The sequence below is a fragment of the Campylobacter sp. genome, from assembly GCF_019423325.1.
Lineage (GTDB): Bacteria > Campylobacterota > Campylobacteria > Campylobacterales > Campylobacteraceae > Campylobacter_B.
Window position 1 is genome coordinate 36,326 of sequence record NZ_JAHZBQ010000002.1, and the last position, 16,272, is coordinate 52,597.

Annotated in this window: 17 protein-coding genes; all 17 read right to left on the bottom strand. The window is 47.0% G+C overall.

Annotated elements, in window-relative coordinates:
* Positions 1 to 39: 39 nt before the first annotated feature.
* Positions 40 to 1,872 carry a 1-deoxy-D-xylulose-5-phosphate synthase gene (gene dxs, locus QZ367_RS04995; protein ID WP_291938212.1) on the bottom strand — a complete coding sequence of 611 codons (1,833 nt, stop codon included), beginning with the start codon at positions 1,870 to 1,872 and terminating at the stop codon, positions 40 to 42.
* Complete coding sequence (hisC, locus tag QZ367_RS05000; protein ID WP_291938214.1) at positions 1,862 to 2,971, bottom strand: histidinol-phosphate transaminase; 1,110 nt, start codon at positions 2,969 to 2,971, stop codon at positions 1,862 to 1,864. Before hisC ends, dxs begins: the two co-directional genes overlap by 11 nt.
* Positions 2,971 to 4,047, bottom strand: a complete 1,077-nt coding sequence (gene pheA, locus QZ367_RS05005) for a prephenate dehydratase (protein ID WP_005869547.1) — start codon at positions 4,045 to 4,047, stop codon at positions 2,971 to 2,973. The genes hisC and pheA overlap by 1 nt, the downstream gene beginning before the upstream one ends.
* Entirely contained in the window at positions 4,031 to 4,390 is a 360-nt protein-coding gene (locus tag QZ367_RS05010; protein WP_291938217.1) for a hypothetical protein, read from the bottom strand. Before QZ367_RS05010 ends, pheA begins: the two co-directional genes overlap by 17 nt.
* On the bottom strand, positions 4,387 to 5,700 hold the full coding sequence (gene lysA / locus QZ367_RS05015; protein ID WP_291938219.1) for a diaminopimelate decarboxylase: 1,314 nt from the start codon (positions 5,698 to 5,700) through the stop codon (positions 4,387 to 4,389). The genes QZ367_RS05010 and lysA overlap by 4 nt, the downstream gene beginning before the upstream one ends.
* Positions 5,701 to 5,745: 45 nt before the next feature.
* Positions 5,746 to 6,792 (bottom strand): LptF/LptG family permease, encoded by a 1,047-nt coding sequence (locus tag QZ367_RS05020; RefSeq protein WP_291938220.1) that lies wholly within the window; start codon positions 6,790 to 6,792, stop codon positions 5,746 to 5,748.
* Complete coding sequence (gene pth / locus QZ367_RS05025; RefSeq protein WP_291938222.1) at positions 6,789 to 7,346, bottom strand: aminoacyl-tRNA hydrolase; 558 nt, start codon at positions 7,344 to 7,346, stop codon at positions 6,789 to 6,791. The genes QZ367_RS05020 and pth overlap by 4 nt, the downstream gene beginning before the upstream one ends.
* Positions 7,347 to 7,354: 8 nt before the next feature.
* Positions 7,355 to 7,891, bottom strand: a complete 537-nt coding sequence (locus QZ367_RS05030; RefSeq protein ID WP_291938224.1) for a 50S ribosomal protein L25/general stress protein Ctc — start codon at positions 7,889 to 7,891, stop codon at positions 7,355 to 7,357.
* Positions 7,892 to 7,980: 89 nt separating this feature from the next.
* The gene (locus tag QZ367_RS05035; protein WP_291938225.1) at positions 7,981 to 8,778 is read right to left on the bottom strand and encodes a hypothetical protein; all 798 of its coding nucleotides are present in this window, start codon (positions 8,776 to 8,778) and stop codon (positions 7,981 to 7,983) included.
* Positions 8,779 to 8,814: 36 nt separating this feature from the next.
* Positions 8,815 to 10,017 carry a PD-(D/E)XK nuclease family protein gene (locus QZ367_RS05040; protein WP_291938227.1) on the bottom strand — a complete coding sequence of 401 codons (1,203 nt, stop codon included), beginning with the start codon at positions 10,015 to 10,017 and terminating at the stop codon, positions 8,815 to 8,817.
* A 1-nt stretch (position 10,018) separates the two neighbouring features.
* Entirely contained in the window at positions 10,019 to 10,600 is a 582-nt protein-coding gene (locus QZ367_RS05045) for a hypothetical protein (protein ID WP_291938229.1), read from the bottom strand.
* A gap of 511 nt (positions 10,601 to 11,111) precedes the next feature.
* Positions 11,112 to 12,329, bottom strand: coding sequence for a type IV pilus twitching motility protein PilT (locus tag QZ367_RS05050; protein ID WP_177388521.1), 1,218 nt, complete (start codon positions 12,327 to 12,329; stop codon positions 11,112 to 11,114).
* Positions 12,329 to 13,336: a transaldolase gene (locus tag QZ367_RS05055; RefSeq protein ID WP_291938233.1), complete on the bottom strand. Its 1,008-nt coding sequence runs from the start codon at positions 13,334 to 13,336 to the stop codon at positions 12,329 to 12,331. The genes QZ367_RS05050 and QZ367_RS05055 overlap by 1 nt, the downstream gene beginning before the upstream one ends.
* Positions 13,329 to 13,952 carry a phosphoserine phosphatase SerB gene (serB, locus tag QZ367_RS05060; RefSeq protein ID WP_291938235.1) on the bottom strand — a complete coding sequence of 208 codons (624 nt, stop codon included), beginning with the start codon at positions 13,950 to 13,952 and terminating at the stop codon, positions 13,329 to 13,331. Before serB ends, QZ367_RS05055 begins: the two co-directional genes overlap by 8 nt.
* 31 nt (positions 13,953 to 13,983) lie before the next feature.
* Positions 13,984 to 14,715, bottom strand: a complete 732-nt coding sequence (locus QZ367_RS05065; protein ID WP_291938237.1) for a metallophosphoesterase — start codon at positions 14,713 to 14,715, stop codon at positions 13,984 to 13,986.
* Positions 14,716 to 14,758: 43 nt separating this feature from the next.
* Entirely contained in the window at positions 14,759 to 15,766 is a 1,008-nt protein-coding gene (argC, locus tag QZ367_RS05070) for an N-acetyl-gamma-glutamyl-phosphate reductase (protein ID WP_291938239.1), read from the bottom strand.
* Position 15,767: 1 nt separating this feature from the next.
* Positions 15,768 to 16,259 (bottom strand): transcription elongation factor GreA, encoded by a 492-nt coding sequence (gene greA / locus QZ367_RS05075; RefSeq protein WP_291938241.1) that lies wholly within the window; start codon positions 16,257 to 16,259, stop codon positions 15,768 to 15,770.
* Positions 16,260 to 16,272: the final 13 nt, after the last annotated feature.

Consider the following 16,272-nt stretch of genomic DNA (forward strand, 5'->3'; position numbering starts at 1 on the left):
TATATTATCAAATTTTACTTTAAACAAAGTTGATATTAACTAATACTTTTTATCACTTAATATTCGCTCGGTTAGAGTTTGGATATCCAAGCCCAAGCTGCGCTCCACGTCGGCGGTCTTGCCGTGCGGCAAAAAGATATCGGCAAACTCAAAGCTCACGATCTTTACGTCCGAAATTTCATTTTCTTGCAAAAATGCGCTTAAAATTTCACCGATGCCGCCCTTTTTGGCGTTGTCGCTAAAGACGTACCAAATTTTATCTTTGCGAGCCAAATTTCGCAAAAACTCGGCGTCCAAAGGCTTTGCAAAGACTAGATCCACGACGTCCACCTCCATCTGTCCCTCTAGCGCTTCAGCCGTTTTATACGCTCTGCCAGCGCCGTTTCCGTAGCCGATCAGCGCCACTTGCGCGCTATCGCTGCGCTTTAAAAACACCGATTTTGTAAGCTCCACCGCAGGCGCGCTGGCCTCGTCGCAGCCCAAGATAAAGCTTCCGCGCGGATAGCGGATCGCCAAAACCCCCTCGTGCGCGTAGGAGTACTCGATGATCCGTTTGAAGCTCGCCTCGTCCCTCGGCGCGCACATGCTGACGTTCGGGATCGCGTTTAAGAAGCTCACATCAAAGACCCCCTCGTGCGTCTCGCCGTCCTCGCCCACGATGCCCGCGCGATCCATCGCAAGGACTAAGCTTAGATTCATAATCGCCGCGTCGTGAACGATCTGATCGAACGCGCGCTGCATGAAGGTCGAATATATCGTAACGTACGGCTTAAAACCTTCGCGCGCCATCGCAGCCATCGAGCTTAGCGCATGCGGCTCTGCGATCGCTACATCCCAGAAGCGGTGCGGAAATTTCTCGATCAGCTTATCCATACCCGTGCCGCTTGGCATCGCGGCAGTCACGCCCACGACGTTTTCATGCTTGGCGGCTAAGCTTAAAAGCGCTTCGGCATAAATTTGCGTGGCACTTTTGGCGGCGGATTTTTTCTTAAATTCTCCGCTTTGAATGTCGAAAGGCCCTACGCCGTGCCAGCTCTCCAAATAGCCCTCGGCCTTGTCGTACCCCTTGCCTTTGATCGTTTGAGCGTGCACGACGACGGGTTTGCGTGCGCTTTTTGCCGTCTTTAGCGCCGATATGAGATCGGCTAGGTTATGGCCGTCCACCGGGCCGATGTATTCGAGCCCCAGCTCCTCAAAATACATCCCAGGTATAATGAGCTTTAGGGAATTTTCAAAGCGCTTTGCCATGTATGTGGCACTTTGCGGAGCGTGGGAGAGCAGCTCTCTTACGTGGGATTTAAATTTTTGATAGGTCTCGCCCGCCATCGCTTGGCTTAGATATTTGCTAAAGGCGCCGATCGGCTTGCTGATACTCATTTTGTTGTCGTTTAGGATGATGATGCAGGGCAGGCGCAGATCGCCGAGCTCGTTCATCGCCTCATAAGTCATGCCGCCGCTCATCGATCCGTCGCCGATGAGTACGACCGGCACGCGATCTTCGCGCTTTAGGCTTATCGCTTTTGCCGCGCCCACGGCTAAAGAGATCGACGTCGAGGCGTGCCCTGCGACGAAGTAATCAAATTTACTCTCGCTAGGCTTCGTGTAGCCGCTGATACCGCCGAACTGCCTAAGCGAGCCGAACTCCTCCCAGCGGTCCGTCAGAAGCTTGTGTGCGTAGCTTTGGTGGCTTACGTCGAAGATAAACGGATCGCTCGCGGCGTCGAATACGTAGTGCATCGCCACGATGAGCTCGACGGCGCCCATATTTGAGCTTAAATGGCCGCCGTTTTTGCTCACGACTTTGATTATGCGCGCTCTGATCTGCGTGCAGAGTTCCCGTAGCTCCTCTAGATTTTTGTTTTTAATATCCACTCAAAATCTCTCCCAGAGCGCCCAAGACGCGATCGTTTTGCCCCTGTGTGCCGATCGTGATACGCACGGCGTTTAGCCCGTAGCTTTTTAAATTTCTAACGATGATGCCACGGCGCAGAAGGCTCTCGCAAAGCTCGCTGCTATCTATCGGCCGGCTAAGTTTAAACGTGATGAAATTTGCGTAGCTAGGGGTAAATTCTAAATTTCGCTCGCGCGCAAAATCCTCGAAGCGGCTCATCTGCGCGGCGTTGTTTTGCAAGCTCTTTTGCACGAAAGCCTCGTCTTTTAGTGCCGCAATCGCCGCTGCGAGGCTAAGCGTAGTGATATTAAAAGGCGGGCGTAGCTTATAAAGCGCGTTTATGATTACGCGCGGCGCGATGCCGTAGCCTACGCGCATACCGCCCAGGCCGTAAACCTTTGAGAAGGTGCCTAGATAGAGCACGTTTTTAAAATTTTGAATTAAAAATTTCGGATCGAGCTTTTTGCGTTTATCTTTAAACGCCGCAAATTCGTTATATGCGGCATCGATCACCAAAAGCGTATCCTCATCCACGCTACGAGCGAACTCATACACTGCCTCCGCATCCAAGCACTCGCCTAGCGGATTGTTCGGCACGCACAAAAAGATGACCGAAATTTCATCCCTGTGCGCGTTATAAATTTTTAAAAGCTCAGCCAGATCGTGCTCCTGTGCGCTCGTTTTGTAAACTTTAGCCTCGCAGTGGCTTGCGTAGATGCCGTACATCGCGAAAGTGACGCCCGCTTGCAGTATCGCGCGGCGCGAATTGAGCTTGGCGTGCAGCGCAAACTCGATGATCTGATCGCTGCCCGCGCCGATGATGATATTTTGCGGCTCTATGCTGAATTTAGAGGCGAGCGCGCCCTTTAGCTCATACATCGAATCATCGGGGTAAAGATGCGCACAGGCGGCATTTTGCACGATTACCTCCTGCACCGCCTCACTAGTGCCGAAGGGGTTTTCGTTGCTGGCAAGCTTTAGCACGTCCTGCTTGCGGATACCAAACTCCCGCACCACAAGCTCGATCGGCTTGCCCGCTTCGTAATTGCTTAAATTTTCTACAAATTCATTAAATTTCATCACTCCCCTCCGTTTATGTAACTTCCCAGCCATGTGATTTCGTGGCCGTTTTTCTGCGCGTTTTGCAGCACGCGCGCCACTCGCTCGTCGTCGATATGTCCCTCAAAATCGACATAAAAGACACATTTAAAATCCCTAAGCTTGACAGGGCGGCTTTCTAATTTGGTTAAATTTATCCCCTCGTTGCGAAACATCTGCAAAAAGTCCACGAGTCCGCCCGGACGGTCGTCTGTTTTGGCTAGGATGCTCGTTTTGTTGCGGTCGCTCTTTTGGTTTTTAAAGTCGCTCAGCACGAAAAAGCGCGTGCGATTGGCGGAGTTGTCCTCGATCTTTTGAAACATCATCGGCACGCCGTAAAGATCGGCGGCGATCTTGGAGCAGATCGCGGCGGAGTGCGGCGTAGCGGCTGCCATCTGCGCCGCAAGCGCAGTCGATTTGGTCGCGGTAAATTTAACTCCGCTAAGGCCGTGATCGTCTAGAAATTTAAGGCACTGATTATATCCTTGCGGATGCGAGAATATCTGATCCACCGTGCTTACGTCGTCGCAGTGGCTCGCAAAACAGTGGTGGATATCCATATAAATTTCGGCGACGATCTTGACGCCCTCATATTTTCGCAAGCAATCAAGCGTCGCGCCCACCGCGCCTTCGGTGTTGTTTTCGATCGGCACGACGCCGTATTTGGCCTCTCCACTATCAAGCTCCTTAAAGACCGCCTCGATGTTCGATAGCGGCAGATAGGAGCTTACCGCGCCGAAACGGCTCTTGGCGGCTTGGTGCGAATAGGTGCCGAAAGGCCCTAAAAACGCGACGATTTGCGGCTTTTCTAAATTTCGCGAAACCGAAAAAATTTCAAAAAATATCGCCTCGATCGCCTCTTTGCTTAAATTTCGCGCCTTTCCGCCATCCAGCCTACTGATGATCGAGCGCTCGCGCTCCGGGCGGTAGATCGCGCTGCCAGCGGTCTGCTTCAGCTCGCCGATCTTTTTGACAAACCCCATGCGCTCGTCGATAAGGCGCAAAATTTCATCATCCAGCCTGTCGATACAAACGCGCAGATCATCGATGTTTTGCATCACAACCCTCCTTTTGCTTGCCCTCAAATTTCGGCACGGATTTTAGAAATTTCACGCCGCCTCTTTTGCCGTACGCTTTGAAATTTTTACCGCGCGAACTTAAAATTTCATCGCTTGCGATTACTGTGCCGCAACTTCCGCGCACTAAGAAGGCGCGATAAAATCCGTCGCAGCGAGATCTAAAATTTAAAGGGGCCATGCATCCTGGCTTGGAATTTAAAGCAGCGGTGCGTTTAAAATTTAAGACCGTGCTTGCTGCTGCGTTAAAATTTAAAGCCGCTGCGCGCTCAGATTTGAAATTTAAGATCGCGCCCTGTTTTAGACGGCTCGCCGCGCGGCTCATACGAGATCCTTTTCGAGCGCGATTAGATCATCAAAGCTCTCGCGCTTTCTAATCAGGCGGTCCTGTCCGTCGTAAACCGCGACCTCGGCGGCGCGACAGCGGGTGTTGTAGTTGCTCGACATCGAAAAGCCGTAGGCGCCGGCGCTTTTGATCGCGAGCAGATCGCCGCTTTGTAGGCTAGGCAGGCTAACGCCTTTGGCCAAAAAATCGCCGCTTTCGCAGATCGGCCCCACGACGTCGCAGAGGCTAGCTGCGGCTAAATTTGCGCCGCCCAAAATTTTTTCATCCGCGCAGCAGCCGCTTGTTTGATCCGAGCCCCTGCCGCTTAAATTTACTTCGCTCGCGCCAGCTTCGTCTAAATTTATACCCTCCGAAGCGCTAACGATCTCGATGGCGTGGTGCGCGCCGTAGAGGCTCGGACGTATGAGATCGTTCATCGCGCCGTCAACGATGACGAAGCGCTTGCCGCAGTTTTGTTTTTCATAAAGCACGCGGGTAAGAAATACCCCCGCAGCCCCCGCGATGAAGCGCCCTGGCTCGCACACGATCGTGACGTCTAGCCCGCTTAGACTGCGCAAGATCCCCTGCGCGTAGTCGTAGAGCACGATCTGTTTTTCATCCTCGTAGCGGATGCCGATGCCGCCGCCCACGTCGAAAAATTTTATATCGATCTCAAGGGCTCGCAGCTCTCGCAGCAGATCGCTTACGATCTTTGCGGCATCGCAGATCGGAGAAATGTCCGTAAGCTGGCTGCCGATGTGAAAGTGGATACCGACGGGATTTAAAAATTTGCTCTTTTTGGCGTAGATATACATCTTGCGCGCGGTCCCGATACTAACGCCGAATTTGTTCTCATTTAGCCCCGTGGAGATGTAGGGGTGGGTCTTAGCATCAACGTTCGGATTTACGCGGATGCTAATGCGAACGGGCTTATTTAGCTTTTGCGCGATTTGCTCGAGGCGCAGCATCTCGGCTTCGCTTTCTAAATTTATCAGCAAGATGTCCGACTTTAGCGCAAACTCGAGCTCGCTATCTTGCTTACCGACGCCTGAAAATATGATCTTATAGCTCTTTGCGCCGATATACAGAGCGCGGCGCAACTCGCCGATACTGACGCAGTCAAAGCCGCTGCCCAGATCCGATAGAAATTTTAAAATGCTTAAATTAGAGCTTGCCTTAATCGCGAAGCAGACGAGCGACTTGCGCGCTGCGAAGGCCTCTTTGAGCGCTATAAAATTCTTTTGTATCTCGTTAAAATCGTAAACGTATAAAGGAGTGCCGTATTTGCGGGCTAAGCTTGAATAATCCATAGAATTTCCACCGATAAATTTTGCGCCATTCTAACAAATCAAGGCTTAACGATGCTTAAAAACTAAAAATGCCGCAAAGCCTAATAGCGCTGTTATGGGCACGATAATGCCAAGTTCTGGGATGATGACGCCGTTGAGAGAAAACCTAATTAACACGAAAAGCACGCCCCAAGCGCATAGCGTAGCGATAAAAAATCCAAAGCTTAGTAGCGCGAGATTAAAAAATCGCCCCGTAACGGGCAGGTAATAATACAGCACCAATACCGCTAAAGGCGCAAATAACGGAAAAAATATCATATTATAAAGACTTGCTTTTATAGTGGAGATATTCACGCCTTGATGCGAAAAGGTGCGGATCGAACGCAAAGCATCCCTGATCGAATATACATTACTCGTATCATAAACGCTTGCAATTGAGCTTGGATCAAAGCCCTTAAGCGCCTCGCTCTGCGCGCTAAACTCACTTCTTAATCCACTTCCTCCAAGCTTAAGCTGCGCTGGTAAAGTGGTGGTATTTACGTCGCGCAGATGCCAAATTTTGCCTGCGTATTCGCCAGAGCTTGCATGCGAGCGCGAAGCAACGGAGTTATCCCCTATATCAAAGATCGTTATATCATTTGCGTTTTTGCCGTTTAGAGCTTTGATGTAGATATATTTACCCTCAAATTTCAAAAACATATCTCCCCCCGTAGGCGATAAATCGGTTAAATTCTTTTGAAATTTTAATGCGTATGCAAACGGGGTGGAATTTAAAGCTATAAAGCCTGCAGTAATCGCAAGTGCGATCAAAAATGGAGGGATTATCAGCGCGTTTTTGCTAACTCCAAGCGCATAAAAGCTCACCAGCTCGTTGCTACGGATCATATTAAAGCCCATCAAAATAAGCGCAAAAATAAGACTTAGCGGCAGCGTGTAACTAAGCGCGACCGCTGCAGTTAGAGCGATATACAAAAGAGCGGTATTCGCGCTTGAAGGAAAATCTTTGAGATTAGTAAGCACATCGATGCCTACATAAAAGCACTCAAGGGCTATTAGCAGGATAAAAAAATACTTCAGATAAGAAAGAGCCGCGTATTTTACGTATAACTTCACACCCTAGCCTTTTTAATCGTAAATTTTTGCGCGATCTGCTCTATATCCGAGCAAATGAGCTCTTCTACCGCGCGCGCGACATAGGGTAAAATTTCACTCAGCTTCTCGCGCTCGCTTTCGTTAAAATTTCCGAGTACGAAATTTGCCGCGTCCTGCCCTTGCTGTTTTTTACCCACGCCGATACGCACGCGCTCGTAATCCGCGCCGATTAGCGCGTCGATCGATTTGATCCCGTTGTGCCCGCCGCTACTGCCGCCTTTTTTAAATTTAACGGCGCCCAGATCCAAATCTATATCGTCGTGCACCACAATGATGCGCTCGGGCTTATAAAAATCGTTCACCGCCTTTACGGAGTTGCCGCTTAAGTTCATAAAAGTTTGGGGTTTTAAAAGAAGAAGCGAGCCCTTTTTAAAAAGCTCGCCTTGGAATTTAGACGAGCCGAGCTCGCTAAAGCCGCCCGTCTTTAAAATTTCGTCGATTAGCATAAAACCGACATTGTGTCTGGTGTCTGCGTATTTCTGAGCAGGATTCCCAAGTCCTGCGATCAGTATCATAGGCGCCCCTATTTAGCCGAAGTAACTCCGACTACCGCTACTGAGCCGTCTAGAATGATGCCGACGCCCTCTTTTACCGGAATGTCTCGGATCAAAAGCGAATCGCCTACGTCAAGATCGCTCACATCGAGCGTAAAATCGTTTGGTAGATCTTTGCCTGCGCATTTTACGGCGATACGGCGCTTGGATTGCACCAAAATACCTTTGTTTTTTAAGCCTTTAGCGACGCCAGTTACCTTAACCGGCACTAGATATTTACTTACCACGTCATCCTGAACTACGCGCAAATCTACGTGAGTTAGGGTGTTTGTGACGGGGTGCTTTTGGTATTCTTGCACTATAACGCGATATGTCTTACCGCCCACGCTAACCTCGAAAGGAAGATCCTCTTTTGCGCGCATAGCTTTGATAAAGTCGTTTACCTTAAACGCTGCGTTAATATTTTCAAATCCTTTCGCATAAATATTAGCGATTAGATAACCATCTCGTTTTAGGGATTTTGAAGCCCTTTTACCGATACTATCTCTAACGATACCTTCTAACATTAGGTTTCCTTTGTGAAAAAATGAAGCGTGATAATAGCTAAATGTTGCTTTAAATCTATTTAAGCGCCTATCGGAATTCAAAGGCGGATTTAATCCGCCATCTTATAAAAATCACCCACAATCTTATAGAATTCCACATCCTTCATAACGGCCCTTTTTACCTTTCTCGGCTGCCCTGTTTTGGTTATCGTCTCTATTTCTTCGCGCTCGCCAGTATCTACTTGGGTTTTATTTAAGGCTTTTTCTTTTATCAAGATTAAATTTGCGCCGTATTTTTCAGCTTTTCTTAGAAATTCATATTCCGTTCTTTTGAAATCTTCCCCCTGTTCTTCGATATTTTTTACTACTAGTCTGATTTTTTTGCCATTTTCTTTAAGCTCATCTAATTCTTTTTCATCGTCTATTTGCATTATTGTTTCTTTTAAACGCTCAAAATTTTTTTTATGTTCTTCTATTTGTCGTTGCCTTTCAGCTTCTTTTTCAGCTTTTATTCTTTGTCTTTCAGCTTCCTCTTTGGCTCGGATCCTTTTTCGTTTAGCCTCCTCCTCAGCCTCTCTTTTTAGTCTTTCTTCTCTTATTCGCTTTCTTTCTGCTTCTTCCTCGGCTTCCAGTCTTTCTTTTTCGGCTTTCTCTTTAGCTTCCATTTCATCTTTTATTACACCCGAATACATCATTATTGATATACCAATAAAAATACTCATACTTATAAGCCCTGCGATATCTATATTTACTCCAAGCCAATCGGTAATTAAAAAGCTCACTAAGCTTAATATAAATAAAAATATAGCTGCATTCCGAAATGCTCTTCTCCACTTGATAAAAAGTGCTATAAGTATAACTAGAGTAATTGGCGTCAGCACCGAAACTATGTTATGAACGGTTTCCATTTTTTCTCCTTTATTTTTTAAAAAATACGTGACTTATCACGCACCTTGTTTATGCCGCAAAATTATCATAATTAGCCGCTCCCCCATGATTTCGTAAAAATCCTTTTTGTATTCGCTCGCATGCTTTCGCAACGCGTCTTTGAATTCGTCGTAGAATTTCAAGCCGCACTCGCAAGTTTCAAAAAATCTTAAAAGCGCGCTGTATCTTATGACCGAATAGCGCCCATACTCATCAAATTTCGCTAACTCCCTATCTATATAGCTATAATCAGGTAGAAGCAAAAAGCACTTTGCCCTGCCGCCTGAATCCTGCTTATCGGCAATCTTTGAATATTTATCTAGCTGAGAGCGTATTACGCCGCTTTGCAAATCGTGTCTTATCCCGTTGATACCGGATTTGATCTTATTTTCGATGACGATTGCGTGGTTTTGATCTTTTATGAAAATATCTATATTTTTGTATTCTCTTAAAATTTGCGCATCCTCGCTTATGTTTAGCCGTAAAATTTCGCTCGCAAATTTTAAAAATAGCTTCGCATCGTTTCGCAGATAATAGACTATCCAATTTGAAAAGCTTAACTCATCGTCCATCTTGCCGATTATCTCTAAGATATTTTGCTCTTTAGCTTTGAAATTTAAAATTTCATTTAGCCCGATCCGCTTCGTAGTATCGTTCTCTTGCCAAAGCTCGGGCGAGAAAATTTTATCCAGCGCGCTTTCGCCCTGGACATATTGCTTTAAAGATTGCGAGGAAAATTTAAATGGCACTAAAAAATGCGTTTCGTCTATCAGTTTCTCATCATCAACGATGTAAAATTTAAATTTTGGTTTTTTAAAATTCGACGTCTCAAATGTTATATACGCCGCATTGGGGCTATCGTTTTCGCTTTCAAATAGCTCGTTTAGAGGCACACCGCCGTAAGCGATATTTTGTGCTTCAATCATTTCGGATTGTCTTTTAAGCTCCTCTTTAGCGCCACGCTTTCTGCTGCTAGCAAAAAGTTCATCGCCCAAAAGAAGCTTTAACTCGCTAGCGCAAGCTAAAATTTCGAAACAGTGTTTCGAGATAGCACGCACTAAAAGGACTTTGTGTGCGTCCTTTGCATCCTCGTTTATCGTGCCGTAAGGATTTACGTAGATGTAATGCCTGCCGTTGTCTGCCTTAAAAAGATTGATGATTTCGTGCCCCAAGCTCTCGTTCAAATAGCCGCCCGAAAACATTCGATTTATAATTATCATCTCAGAATAAATTCCTATCTATATTTTTGGCGCTAAATTTACGCACGCATTCTCGTATGGCGTTACGTACCTCGTCGCGCTTTTGTTTGTCATAAAAGTATAGTCCCGTCGAGCCGAAGCTTCCTAAGACGTAGAGATAATATCTTGTTTGGATGTCATTAATGCGCCGCCCCAGCCTAGCGTTTTTGGCGTTTTTGGAGCTCATCCTAAAAAATTTAATCACCGCTAGGAAAATTTTAAAAATATTTACGCTTTTTACCTCTTTTTTCTCTAAGCGCATATCCTCGATTTGATCTGCCGTGACGGTTCTGCTGCGCATTAAATTCCAATACGGCGCACAGAGCAAAACGGCTACAATGCTATTTTCAACGTCGCTTCTAGGGAAAGTGATTTTACCTGTTTGCATATCAATCAGGTATCTTTTATTTTTGTTGTAGATCAAAATGCTTTGAAACGGCAAAAATACTAAAATCACGGCACCCACGCCTAACGGCAACAGCAAAATTCCAATGAGCAAAGTCCATTTAAAATTTTTAAAAACGATTTCTAGTGCAGTATGGACGTCGATTATCTCGTATTTCATGAAATTCTCTTGCGATGAAATTCTAAAATTTTATCCATTTGGTTGTTTGCACGATTTAAAATTTATTAAAGCGCCGAGAGTTTCGGCTCGCAGCGCTTTAAATTTTAATCTTACGCCGGCTTACGACGCGAGATCGCTACTTTTTGCGGCGTTTTTTATCGCCCGCTCTTTGCTTGGGGGTTCTGCAAGATCCCGTCCTGGTTCTGTTGTCGTGATTTCTTGGTCCATGACTTGCCATCTCTTACTCCTTTTAGAAAAAATATGCGTAATTATACCCCCCCCCCTGAAATTTGGTTGAAATTTTGTTTATCAAAGATTAAATGAATAGAAATTTTATAAGATTAATCGGACGTGGAATTTTAATCGAAATTATAGATATTTTAAAATGAAATTTAACGTAGCATCTACCCGAGTAGCAGCGGGCAAGCGAATAGAATTCTGCCTGCGCGGCGGCAGGCAGAATTATTTAAAATTTCAAATCGTAAAAATTTAGAATTTTAAAATTTACGACTTAGCGGATCTCTTTTAGCTGTACGACTTCGCCGGCGAGCATCTCTTCGGCGCTCTCTCCGGATTCTGCCGCCAAATCTCTTTTTTTGGCAAGATCCACGTTTTTTATCTGCAGATCGAGATCGTTTCGCTTAGAAGCCTTATCCAGTGCTTCCTCACGGGTAATGATGCCGTCTCTGTAAAGATCAAGCAGGTGCTGATCAAAGGTCTGCATGCCATATGTGTTGCGACCGTCGGCGATCGCGTCTGGAATTTCATCGTCGCGCGCATCAAGTATCATATCCTTAATACGGGTGTTTTTGCGTAGAATTTCAACGACAGCCACGCGCTTGCCCTCGATAGTACGGGCAAGGCGCTGAGAGATGACCGCCTCTAGGACGGATGCTAGCGTCATTCGGATACGCTCCTGCTCAGCCTGCTCAAACATCGCGATGATTCGGTTTACCGTCTCTTTTGCGTCGATGGTGTGCACCGTCGAAAACACTAAGTGTCCCGTTTCTGCGGCGTGAAGCGCGGTCTCGATCGTCTCCAAATCGCGCATCTCGCCCACAAATATGACGTCTGGATCCTCTCGCAGCGCGGCGCGAAGCGAATCGGCGAAGTTGTTGCAGTCCTCGCCGATAGCGCGCTGATTGATGATGCATTTATCGTCTTTAAATACGAACTCGACGGGATCCTCGATCGTAACGACGTGGCTAGTTCTTTGTCTATTTATGCGATTGATCATGCTTGCGATCGTTGTCGTCTTTCCGCTTCCGGTAGGTCCCGTAAGCAGCACGACGCCGCGCATAGCCGTGTCGCAAATATCTTTGATCGAAGGCGGCAGACCTAGATCGTCGATCTCCGGAATTTTAACCGGAATCGTTCGGAAAACCGCGCTGATACCGTCGATCTGAAAGAAAATATTAACGCGGAAGCGATAATCTTCGTTTAGCTTATAGGTAAAATCCACGCTCTTTTTCTCGATAAGCTCCGGAAAGCGCGTAATGAGAAGCTCCTTAGCTAGCGTCATCGCATCCTCTTTTAAAAAAGGCGTTTTACTAAATTTTACTAGCTCGCCGTGGATGCGCCCTCTGATGACCGCGCCTGATTTTATGTGAAGGTCGCTACCGCCATTTTGGATCAAAAATTCCAGATATTTATTTAGCCTATCTCGCTGCTTAAAATCCAGCGTAGAAGCGTCAACTTGATACTGCGAATAATCTATAGAACCCGCCATCATTTCTCCTTTTTAAGTGTTTTTATTATCTCTTTAAATGCTTCTTCAAAGGCCACCAGTCCGTCATCCAGCAGCTTTTTATATGCCTTTTTCATATCGATCTTCGCATCCGCTACGCGAGCGAAAAAATGCTCTATCTGCGCGTCGCTAGGCGGCATTTTGGGCTTTTGATCGCCGCTTATAAAAGCCTCTATCGTCTCAAGCGGCGCAGTATTTACGCAGCCCGGATACATTAGCTCGCTGACGTAGTAATCCTTCGGCAGATCGTCTCCTTTTACGCCCGTACTCGCAAACAGCGGTTTTACGTAGTTTAAATTTTCTTTAGCGATGATATTGTAGCATTTTGAAGCGTTCATCGTGCCGATTTTGCCGGTAGGAAGGCCCGACGCGGCCATTTTTTCATCCAGTAACCTATCGAAGCGGCTAACGAAGATGCTAATTACGGTTTTTGGTAAATTTGCTTTCGGGAAGTAGCGGCGAAAGCCCGCGATACCCTCTTTTATCGCCTCGATACATTTTGCGGTTTGCTCGGGCGAAAAAACCAAGGTCGCGTTTACGCTGATCCCCTTTTTTAGCAGATCGCGCATCGCTTCGTAACCTGCCTTGGTCGCGGGGATTTTTATCATTACGTTTGGCATGCCGATCGTGCCGTATAGGTGTTTGCCCTCGCGATACATCGCCTCGGCGTCGTCTGCGAAATATGGATCGACCTCAATACTCACAAAGCCGTCATCGTCGTTAATAAAATTTTTAAGCAGGCTCTCCGCCGCGCTTCTGATGTCCGCGGTGGCTAAAATTTCATACAGCTTTTTGGGCTCTTTTTTTCTAAATTCCTCTTTAGCCGCATCGTATGCTGGGGAGCTTAGGATCGCGTTTTTAAAGATCGCGGGATTGGAGGTAGCGCCGTTAATTATCCCTTTTTTGATCAGCTCGTCGAAATCTTTATCGATAAAATCGCGCTCCAAAAAGTCGCACCAAAGGCTGAAATTTAGGGCTTTATCATACATATTTCATAATCTCCTTCAAATCCTTTTTTTCAATGCAGACGCTCGCATGCTCTTTTAAAATTTCATTCGCGCAAAAGGCGATTTTAAGTCCCGCCTCGCGGAACATCGAAACATCGTTCGCGCCGTCTCCCACGCACATTACTTCGCTTGCGCTTAGGCCCATCAGCGATTTAAGCTGCGCAAGTAGCGCGCCTTTTGAGTAGCCAAACATCATCTCGCCGCCAAAAAGCCCGGTTAAAATTCCGTCCTTTTCATGCAGATAGTTTGCAAAGCTCGCGTCAAAGCCTAGCTTTTTCTGCGCGGCGTCGGTGGCTAGATGAAATCCGCCGCTAAAGACGATCACCTTTATGCCTTTATTTTTCAGATATGCGATGATCTCGCTAGCGCCGCAAACAAAAGGCAGGCTTTCTGCGATAGCTTTAGCATCGCTAAGCTTCATCCCCTTTATCAGCGCCACTCGCTCGCTAAGGCTCTCGAAAAAATCAAGCTCGCCCGCCATCGCGCGCTTCGTAATTTCGCTAACTTGTCGCTGCGTGCCCATTTTAGCGGCGAAAAAACTTATCGTCTCGCCGTCCATCAGCGTAGAATCAAAGTCGAAAACACAAAGCTTTATCATAAATATCCTCGCAAAAATTTAGGAATTATAGCTAATTTAAGTTTAAGTTTTTTGGAATTAGCATAAATTTTTCGCTTTTTGCGACCTCGTAAATTTTACTCCTAACCCCGAACGAGCATAAATTTATATATTTTTTTTCGCCAAAATATAAAATTTCATCTTGATGATAGTGCCCCTCGATGATTAAATTTGCCGCGTAAGAATCGATCTTCGGCGCGATTATATCGTTAAAATTTGGCATTTTTCTGTAGAGGTTTTTCCCCTCTTGCGATTTTAAGATCATCTTTGAAATTTTAAATTTTAAAGCGCGATCGAGCAGGTCCATAAATTTCAGAAAAGTTCTGTTTCGCAGCGAAAGCAGAGCAAACTGCGTCAGACGCGGCAAAAACAGATCGCCGTGCGCGACCTGCACCGCCTCGCCGCTCTCGCAGATAAATTTAACGGGCTGCGCGCCGTTTGGATAAACTTTTGCGCAGGGGAAAATTTCGCGCAGATTAAAATCATGGTTGCCCTCGAAGTAAAAAATTTCGCATTTTTGCGACAGCTCGTTTATTAGCGCGATCTCCTCTTCGTAGAAGCGCTGCACGTAGGTCGTGTTTGCCAAAAAATCAAACATATCGCCCATCATAAAAATTTGAGGCGGCGTAGGCTCAGCCTTCAGCGCGCGCAGAAATTTCAAAAATTGCGGCCTGCTCGCGCCCGCGTGCGCATCGCCGATAAAGATCGCGCCCGGTTTTATCGTCCGAATTTGATCATTTTGCATCTAGGCTCCCGCGCGTAACGGCTTTTGCAAAAAAGTTCATCGCTTAAATTCCGTGTGCGATACGCGGCAGTGCCGTAGTTTCGGCGAATCCGCACATTAAATTTGCGTTTGCGATCGCCTGCGACGATGCTCCGCGCAAAAGATTATCGATCGCCGAGTTAATCCAAATTTTATCGCCGGCAGTTTTTACAAAAATATCGCAAAAGTGCGTCCCTGCGACGTTTTTTATACTTACGGGCTCGCTTCGGACGCGCACGAAAGGCTCATTTTCGTAAAATTCCCGTAGCACCGCCTCTGCATCCACGCTCTTTTGCAGTACGCCAAACGCGCTAACCAGCATTCCGCGCGTAATCGGCAGCAAATTCGGCACGAAAAGCGTGCTAAATTCGCCGCCTTTTAAAATTTGCAGCTGCTCTTTGATCTCGTCTGCGTGGCGATGCGAGATCGGCGAGTAGGCGCCCGCGTTTTCGTTTACACTTACGAAATGGCTGCTCGTTTTAAGAGCCTTGCCCGCGCCGCTTACTCCGCTTTTTGCGTCGATAAATACGCCGATATCCGGATTGAGTAGCCGCATAAACGGCGCGAGCGCCAAAATAGAGCAGGTGGGATAGCAGCCCGGATTTGCCGTAAGGCGCGCGGCGCGGATCTTTTCGCGATTTAGCTCGGGCAGTCCGTAAACGGCGTGGGCTAAATTACGAGGGTCTAAATGCGCGGTGTAGTTTTTCTCGTAAAGCTCGCGACTTAGCCGGTAATCAGCCGATAGATCGACTACCTTGACGCTTTTAAATTTTAAAATTTTGCGGGCAAATTCCATCGCTTTTTCATGTGGCAGCGCCAAAAAAATAAGATCACATCTTTGTGCCGCAACGCGAGCGTCCGCAGCTTCTACGCGCATCTCAAACACGCCGCGAAGCTGCGGGAAAATTTCGCTTATTTCGCCCTGCGTCGAGGCGCCTAAATACGAAATTTCAAAGCCCGGGTGAGAAAGTAGAGCCTTAATCAGCTCAAGCCCCGTATAGCCGCTAACGCCGATGATGCCTACTTTTTTCACGCTAATTCTCAAATTTTATCGGCTTGTATTCGACGCTTAAAATTTCCACATCGCGCGTGCCTGATGGCAGCTGAAGCACCACCTCATCGCCCTCGGCTTTACCTAAAAGCTGGCGCGCGAGCGGCGTATTGATGTTGATGAGTTTGCGCGAGATATCCGCCTCGCTAAGGCCTACGATGACGTAGGTCTCCTCCCGCTCGGTCTCTACGTCCATGAAGGTAACGGTGGAGCCGAATTTTACGCGGTCGTGCTCGTAGGTCGAGGGATCGATGATTTTACTTCGAGAGACGATGTCGCTAAGCTCAGCGATACGCGAGAGCAGAAACGCCTGCTCTTCGCGTGCCGCGTGATACTCGGCATTTTCTTTCAGATCGCCGTGTCCGCGCGCGATGTCTATCTGCTGCACTATGTGAGGTAGCTTCACGCTCTGAAGCTCCTTGAGCTCGGAGGTGATCTTTTCATATCCGTAAAGCGTCATTGGTTCTGTCGTCATAATCTTCCTTTCT

Bases quoted from the DNA above. Each gene is read 5' to 3' on its own strand.
- hisC (WP_291938214.1), bottom strand. From the start codon at position 2,971: ATGAAATTTAATGAATTTGTAGAAAATTTAAGCAATTACGAAGCGGGC.
- pheA (WP_005869547.1), bottom strand. From the start codon at position 4,047: ATGCAAAACATCGATGATCTGCGCGTTTGTATCGACAGGCTGGATGAT.
- QZ367_RS05010 (WP_291938217.1), bottom strand. From the start codon at position 4,390: ATGAGCCGCGCGGCGAGCCGTCTAAAACAGGGCGCGATCTTAAATTTC.
- lysA (WP_291938219.1), bottom strand. From the start codon at position 5,700: ATGGATTATTCAAGCTTAGCCCGCAAATACGGCACTCCTTTATACGTT.
- pth (WP_291938222.1), bottom strand. From the start codon at position 7,346: ATGATACTGATCGCAGGACTTGGGAATCCTGCTCAGAAATACGCAGAC.
- QZ367_RS05030 (WP_291938224.1), bottom strand. From the start codon at position 7,891: ATGTTAGAAGGTATCGTTAGAGATAGTATCGGTAAAAGGGCTTCAAAA.
- QZ367_RS05035 (WP_291938225.1), bottom strand. From the start codon at position 8,778: ATGGAAACCGTTCATAACATAGTTTCGGTGCTGACGCCAATTACTCTA.
- QZ367_RS05040 (WP_291938227.1), bottom strand. From the start codon at position 10,017: ATGATAATTATAAATCGAATGTTTTCGGGCGGCTATTTGAACGAGAGC.
- QZ367_RS05045 (WP_291938229.1), bottom strand. From the start codon at position 10,600: ATGAAATACGAGATAATCGACGTCCATACTGCACTAGAAATCGTTTTT.
- QZ367_RS05050 (WP_177388521.1), bottom strand. From the start codon at position 12,329: ATGGCGGGTTCTATAGATTATTCGCAGTATCAAGTTGACGCTTCTACG.
- QZ367_RS05055 (WP_291938233.1), bottom strand. From the start codon at position 13,336: ATGTATGATAAAGCCCTAAATTTCAGCCTTTGGTGCGACTTTTTGGAG.
- serB (WP_291938235.1), bottom strand. From the start codon at position 13,952: ATGATAAAGCTTTGTGTTTTCGACTTTGATTCTACGCTGATGGACGGC.
- QZ367_RS05065 (WP_291938237.1), bottom strand. From the start codon at position 14,715: ATGCAAAATGATCAAATTCGGACGATAAAACCGGGCGCGATCTTTATC.
- greA (WP_291938241.1), bottom strand. From the start codon at position 16,259: ATGACGACAGAACCAATGACGCTTTACGGATATGAAAAGATCACCTCC.